Annotated in this window: 6 protein-coding genes and 1 CRISPR repeat array; all 6 genes read right to left on the bottom strand. The window is 27.7% G+C overall.

The genetic code is table 11. The annotated features are described in order from the left end of the window. Positions 1–14: 14 nt before the first annotated feature. Positions 15–1,067: a CRISPR direct-repeat array (repeat unit 37 nt; unit sequence GTTTCAATCTCCAATGGAGCTTATATATCTTTAATGC). Positions 1,068–1,234: 167 nt separating this feature from the next. Genes cas2 through cas5d form a run of 6 tightly spaced genes read right to left on the bottom strand, consistent with a single transcriptional unit; the run spans position 1,235 to position 6,911 of the window. Then, entirely contained in the window at positions 1,235–1,507 is a 273-nt protein-coding gene (gene cas2 / locus N4A48_RS14325; RefSeq protein WP_293667068.1) for a CRISPR-associated endonuclease Cas2, read from the bottom strand. Positions 1,508–1,525: 18 nt separating this feature from the next. Further along, positions 1,526–2,524, bottom strand: a complete 999-nt coding sequence (cas1, locus tag N4A48_RS14320) for a CRISPR-associated endonuclease Cas1 (protein WP_293667066.1) — start codon at positions 2,522–2,524, stop codon at positions 1,526–1,528. Between the two features lie 12 nt (positions 2,525–2,536). Continuing rightward, on the bottom strand, positions 2,537–3,151 hold the full coding sequence (cas4, locus tag N4A48_RS14315) for a CRISPR-associated protein Cas4 (RefSeq protein WP_293667064.1): 615 nt from the start codon (positions 3,149–3,151) through the stop codon (positions 2,537–2,539). Continuing rightward, positions 3,130–3,891 (bottom strand): CRISPR-associated endoribonuclease Cas6, encoded by a 762-nt coding sequence (gene cas6, locus N4A48_RS14310; protein WP_293667063.1) that lies wholly within the window; start codon positions 3,889–3,891, stop codon positions 3,130–3,132. Before cas6 ends, cas4 begins: the two co-directional genes overlap by 22 nt. Positions 3,892–3,903: 12 nt before the next feature. Beyond that, on the bottom strand, positions 3,904–6,255 hold the full coding sequence (gene cas3, locus N4A48_RS14305) for a type I-D CRISPR-associated helicase Cas3' (protein WP_293667061.1): 2,352 nt from the start codon (positions 6,253–6,255) through the stop codon (positions 3,904–3,906). Beyond that, positions 6,252–6,911: a type I-D CRISPR-associated protein Cas5/Csc1 gene (gene cas5d, locus N4A48_RS14300; RefSeq protein ID WP_293667059.1), complete on the bottom strand. Its 660-nt coding sequence runs from the start codon at positions 6,909–6,911 to the stop codon at positions 6,252–6,254. The genes cas3 and cas5d overlap by 4 nt, the downstream gene beginning before the upstream one ends.

Here is a 6,911-nt window from a genome sequence, read left to right as displayed (position 1 = left end):
GCTTCGCTTTCTGTGTTTCAATCTCCAATGGAGCTTATATATCTTTAATGCCTCAGTAGCTTTGTTGTATATAATACCTGATAAAAGCATGTTTCAATCTCCAATGGAGCTTATATATCTTTAATGCGAATAAAATTAAAAGAATAAAACCTATCAATGCTAAGTTTCAATCTCCAATGGAGCTTATATATCTTTAATGCGCACCTATTGCACTTGGTGTTGGTGGTGCATTCCTGTTTCAATCTCCAATGGAGCTTATATATCTTTAATGCCGTCTAATGGATTTGTAACACTTAAAATAAAATTGTTTCAATCTCCAATGGAGCTTATATATCTTTAATGCGATGAACAGTATATGACTAATTATTATATACTCATGTTTCAATCTCCAATGGAGCTTATATATCTTTAATGCTTTAGTCCACTTACAAATGCTTTAGGACAAATCAAGTTTCAATCTCCAATGGAGCTTATATATCTTTAATGCGGGGTTGCTCCAAAGTTTGTAATACCATTGAGCAAGTTTCAATCTCCAATGGAGCTTATATATCTTTAATGCCTACCCATGCTTTTTTTCTAAATCCATTTTCATTGTTTCAATCTCCAATGGAGCTTATATATCTTTAATGCTTATGAGCCATTCTAAATATGATTTTAAATTTTCCGTTTCAATCTCCAATGGAGCTTATATATCTTTAATGCCAGGTAAGGTACATTTTTAGAATTCTTATTAACCGGTTTCAATCTCCAATGGAGCTTATATATCTTTAATGCGTAAATATGATGAAGTCAATATGATAAAAGATGCTGAGTTTCAATCTCCAATGGAGCTTATATATCTTTAATGCTGTACCATTTCAGATATAAAATCTTTAGCAGGTAAAGTTTCAATCTCCAATGGAGCTTATATATCTTTAATGCAAGTGAGGTATATAATGACCCCTCATATCTACAGTTGTTTCAATCTCCAATGGAGCTTATATATCTTTAATGCCCGATTCTAAAGAAGATTTCGATATATAAAACTTGTGTTTCAATCTCCAATGGAGCTTATATATCTTTAATGCCGCATGCGCTTTATCCTTTTAAATTACTAGCCTCAAACTATATATTTCGCCAAGCTATGTTTTAACCATATTTTTTTGATATTGCATTCCTTATATCCCTTAATATTCTTGAAAATCAAAGCATCGCAATCTTACTTAGATTTTCCAAACACAAAACCTTGCGATATTTAAAAAATCATATTTCTAACCTCAATAGGTTCATAAGAACCACATCTTACTATCTTACTTTCACAAGTAGCACATATAGGATATACCATTATACTATCCCCTGTTTCAACTTTTATCTTTCTAATCTTATATATGAGTTCAACATATTTTTTCTCATCTAGTTCACATTCAAAAACACTATATTGATGTCTAACACCATAATTCTTTAACAACTTAAATAATTTAGTTCTTTTCTTATCATTTACAATATCATAGCTTATTAAATATATCATACCACATCTTCTCCCTATTTATCTAATTAAAAATGGAATATAATCAACTTCCTCCATTAAGGATTTACTTAAAATCCTAGCTTGTAAATGAAAACATTGCTGATAGTTTGTTTTGTATTTAAATATAGGATGATAAATCTCATCATATTTCTTTGCTTCGTAAGCCTTAAGAAACTTTTTAATAGCTTTTTTACTCATCTTAACCTCACCTAAAACATTTTCAAAATCCGATTCTTTAAGTATCTTGTTATTTACAATACTTAAAACCAATCTATCTACAAATAATGCTCTAAACTCTTCCATTAAATCTAAAGCTAAAGAACGTCTTCCATACCTCATTCTATGAAGAAACCCTATATACGGATCTAAACCTATAGAAGATAAAGCTGATGCCATTTCATTTCCTAAAAGTACATAGCCAAAGCTTAGCATAGCATTAATAGGATCTTTAGGTGGTCGCTTATTTCTATTTTCAAATGTAAACTCACCCTTTATCATTTCTGAAAAAACAGAAAAATATACCGCTGCCGCTTTTCCTTCTATTCCTCTTATAGAGTCTACATTTCTTTCTTGGGCTAATTTTCGCTCCAATCTATCTAACTCTTTTATAGCTTCTTGAAATTTTTCACTTTTATTTTTACTTCTATTACTTTTCATCAGCACAGTTCTACTATTTTTTATTTTCCCTGATATAAAAGCCTTGGAAAACTTTGCACTCACACCATCTATATCTACATGATTTTCATATTGTTTCAATCGTACTATTATATTTTTTTCTACATCGCCTTCCATTCGAGATATGAATTTACCCCATTGGCTTAAATAGCATAAGCTTATCTTATTTTCTGCAAGTAGTCTTATAGTTGATGCTGTAACTGTAACCTCTCCAAAAATGACAACCTGCTTAACTTTAAATATCGGTATATCAGCTATCAATTCTTTACCTCTATATAATTTAATACGCTCCTCTTCCTTTCTTAAGGTAGTATACTGCTCTGTTACATAAAGTGTACTCAATGTTCCACCTCCTTACTTAATAATAAACTTATTACTTAAAATTTTCCTTTCATCTGGTAAACAAATATTTATGATACTACATTGTTTACACTTTTGATTATCTACTCCTTGAGGAATTTTCATTGTGGAATATAATTTTTTTATATTTTCTATTGTATGTAATATTTCTTCTCTTATCTTAGATGTTATTTTAATCTCAACTCTTTCTTTAGACCCTACATAATAAATATATCCTTTATTAATAGGTTTATTAATTTTTTCCTCTAATAACATAACTTGAAGTGCCATTTGATATTTATCATTTTTCCATACTTTACTTTTTCCTTTTTTATATTCTACTGGATATATTTCTCCATCATATTCTTCTACAGTATCAACCTTAACAACTACTCCATATTTTTGTGAGAATAATTTAACAGCTTTATAAATGGTTTTTCCTCTACGGTCTTCCACTCCTAGCTCATCAACATTCTCATGTACCTGATCTCCTAATATAGTATGAATATTACTTTCAAACTCATTTTGTACATATTCGTAATAACACCTTCTTGGACAATACAAATAAGTATTAACCGCACTAGCCTCTACAAAGAAAGAATCTTTATCTACTTCCTCAATACTATACATTGTCCCATCCCCATACCTGTTTTATATCCAATTCCTATATATCCTGCTAATGCAAGTAACTTTTCTAAATATTTTTGAGTTTCTTCTTTTCTATGATTAATCCTATATGTTACTTCACCTACAAAGCCTGTTATTTGAAATTTTTTATATTCTGCAATCTCTGTATTAATCCTTAACCCCTCAACTATAATATTCCTCTCTATTTCTTCTAGAATTTTATCATGATTTATTTCAATATCAAATATTTGGCTATAACTTCTACTAAGGTTTTTGAAAACTCTTCTTGGATCAGGTAATATATAATTTACAGGATTTATTCTAAAAGCTGTAGGAGTTATAAATTTAATGCGACCTCTTTTAATACTCTGTTCTTGTAATAGTTTTTCATCTATTAATTTACAGCTTACTTCTTCAATTAATAAGTCTATATTTCCAAACTTCATTATTTTATTTTTTCTTATAAAGTCCATTAATCCTTTATGTATATCCTTATCATACAAAGATATATTCACCTTTAAATAAGAACCTTTTTGAAAGAATCTTCCCATTTTTCCATTTTCATTTAATATAGGTGATATAGAAAAAGATTGTTTGCTAGGTTTATTATGATGTTCATTGGACATTTCTTCATTGTATTTTTTCAATATATCAAAGAATATACCATGCCATATTCGCCCTGTATCCATAGAGTTTTGTATTCTTCCACTGTTTCTAAAATGTATTGTCCAATAACTTAACATTTAATCCTCCTTCTAGCAGATAAAAAATTCTTCTTTAAATGCTTTATTCTTAACTTTAATCATTTCACTGTCAACCATAATACTATTCGTTCCAGTTATCATATAATATTCTTTTATACTTTCTTCAAAATTCACCTTTAACTTTTGAAGAAATATCGGTTGATTTTTTATTATTTTTCTAATTCTATATTCTTCTCTAGGATTTTGAGAGATTATAAAAATCGGTGTATATTCTTTTTTAAAAGCATTTGTTATATCCTCTGGAAGCATCACTCTCTCCATTCCTATTTTCGTTTTCTCATATGCAACTAAAATTAGATTATTTATTCCCTCAACCTTATTAACAAATTTTTGTTCAAAGCCTTCCACTATTCCATCATAGAAATATTCCCAAGTGATTTGTATCGGTGTTTCCCTTATTTCTTGAACAATCACATAAGTATCTATATTTTTTAAAGAATGTATTTGAATCTCATCTTCACTTAGTCTTATATTACAAGCTTTTTCCCAACTTTTTTTACTGTTATACCATTCTAATTTATAATATCTCATTAAATGAAATATATCGTATACAAATATTTGAGTTTCTTGAGAGAATTTATAATATTTGTCAAAAACTAATGCTCCTTTACTTATATCCATCCCTCTAAAGTTTATTAGAGCTTTAATTTTGCTCACTTCGCTGTTTAAATAATTTATACTTTCATTTTGTAAATCTACTTTTAGCATATTCTTTTCTTTTTCTGTAAACTCTTGTAAGTCATCTTCTTCTAATATTTCTTCTATTCCCTTCTCTACATAACACTCTTTTATAAATTCTACAAAAGTTTTATCATCTAGCTCTGTTATTTTCTTATCCTTGTTTAAGGATTTATTGTACTCTGATAAAAATAAGCATTTCTTTTTATAATCATTTATAATTTTTAATTTACTTTTAAAGTTATGATTTTTCTTTGGTGCAAAAACTTCTACCATTTCATTAAACATATTTTCTATTATAATTCTTTCCTTATAGTGCATTTTTGTGTAAATTTCACTTAAGGGAAAACACATTTCTAATATTCCATTGTTTTCTATATATTTTTTCATTATATTTCTTTCAGGCATAGTATTTTTTATTAATTCCTTTAATTCATTTCTAGTAAGCTCTATATCACTTTCTTTAAAATTTTCATATATAGTATCATTTACACAAAGTATTACCTTACTTTTTTCACTTTGAATCTTCTTCCCTAGTATTCTTCCTGCTCTACCTATTCTTTGTAATGCTTGGTCACTTGTGTTTGCCTCTGTTATTACGATTTCTATATTTTGCTTTTCCTTTCCCTCCTTTTTGAAATTATATCCAATATCAACAGTAGGTGTTGCTAAAATTAGTGCTTTTTCAACAGATCTTTTTCTTTCCTTTGACCTTATAGCCCCTGTAATAACTCCTATATATTCCTTCTTTATACCATTTTTTATTAGTTGCTCTTTAATTTTATTAACTCTGTATATTGATTGACTAATTACTACACTATCTTTTTCAAAAGAATTATGCTTATACTCCTCAATAACAATTTCATCAATAGATTTGTTGGTTATATACAAGTCTAACTCTGATAAAGTTTTAATTTCTTCATAATTTTCACTTTCAATAATCTCATTTTCTGGTGAAACAATTTTATAATCTATTTTCCCTCTTTTTAGATATTGTTCAATAAGCTTATCTGGTGTTGCTGTAAGAATACATATTTTTCTTCTTCCTTCAAAATATCCTAACTTCTTTGATAAAATTATAAAAAATAGAAAGTTCATTAGCTGTTTTGAATCATAATAATGAAATTCATCTATTACAATATAATTAAATTTCTTTATGATTTTCTCCATCAAATTCCATTTATCCAAATTCCCATACAAAGAATATAAGCAATAATAAAATATATCAGGATTAACTACGACAACACATGGTCTTTTTTCTTCTATATATTTTTCTTTTATATTAAGTATTTCTTTGAAATCTAATGGGTTTCTTAAAAGTTCGTATAGTGTAGATCCTTTTCTTCTGTGATTTCTTAATTTTTCTATAACTGCTGCATCTATTTTTACTACTATATGATTTAAATCATTATCATTTATAAATTCTTCTATATCCTGTGAATGCTGATTTAAAAGTTCATTTGTTGGTGCAATAAATAATACATCTGATCTTTTATTTTCCTTAATATATTGTAATGATGCTCTAGTTTTGCCTGCACCTGTTGGATATGTGTTAAATATAACCGAATTATTTTTTAGTTCCTCTAATGTTCTGTATTGATGATATAAAAGAAAACTCTGGGGAGCTTTTTTCAAATGCTCCCCTTTTATTTTAAAATGCTTCATAAACTTCCTCCAAAAACAATATTACATGGGTAAAATACCGTTCCTTCTTTGGTCTTTATCTCATACATTTTTCCTCTTCCTTTTAAGTTTTTAAATAATGATACAGGATGAACGTTTATTAAATCAAAATTTTTAATTTCAAAATCATCATGTAAATCTAAAGAATTTACTAATCCATAACATTCCTTTTCTTCTTCAATAACTTTATAATCACACTTTTCATAGATAACTTTTACTTTTCCCATGAATTTGCCTAATCTAATATATGAAAGTTTTCTGAATTCACCTTTAGCAAAAATAAATCCTTCAGCTATATTACCAGTAGACAAAGCTTTTATTTTACCCATCTGAGGATAATTTGATTGAGCTCTTTGCATCTTGTGATAATAACTATGCGATAATCCATTAAATGTGAATATATTATATTTAGGATTCTTAATAATAGCAGGAATTATATATAATCCTTTATGATTTACCATTTTGAAATCATCTTCATAACTTACATAATTTTGATTATATTTAGAATTACACCAATTCATAGCATAAGCAAGTGCATAATTTCCTATTATAGGCTTCGTTGAAAAAAATATATCTATCTCCTGACTAGAGAAATATACTTCCTCTTTAAATTCTAATGTGTACTTATAAATCTCCAT

This window comes from Tepidibacter sp., assembly GCF_025210165.1.
GTDB lineage: Bacteria > Bacillota > Clostridia > Peptostreptococcales > Peptostreptococcaceae > Tepidibacter_A.
Note: the sequence above shows the minus strand (reverse complement) of the source record. Positions and strands in the feature narration are given on the sequence as shown.